Origin of the sequence: Parafrankia sp. Ea1.12 (genome assembly GCF_900465275.1) — a bacterium.
GTDB lineage: Bacteria > Actinomycetota > Actinomycetes > Frankiales > Frankiaceae > Parafrankia > Parafrankia soli.
The window spans coordinates 1-215 of sequence record NZ_UBIZ01000307.1; the positions used below are offsets into that span (position 1 = coordinate 1).

Genomic DNA, 215 nt, shown 5'->3' on the forward strand with positions numbered 1-215 from the left:
CGCGAAAGACGTGGAGCTCCTTGTCCTGCGACATCAGGTGGCGGTGCTGCGCCGGCAGGTGAACCGCCCGACGCTGGAACCGGCGGACCGGGTGATCCTCGCAGCCCTGTCCCGGCTGCTGCCCCGGTCCAGCTGGGGTTCGTTCTTCGTCACCCCGGCCACCGTGCTGCGCTGGCACCGTGACCTCCTCGCACGCAAACGGACCTACCCGCGGA

1 pseudogene is annotated in these 215 nt (G+C 70.2%); it reads left to right on the top strand.

The features are described from left to right. Positions 1–10 precede the first annotated feature (10 nt). Positions 11–215 (top strand): annotated as a pseudogene (locus tag FMEAI12_RS16140) (integrase); the annotation flags it as partial.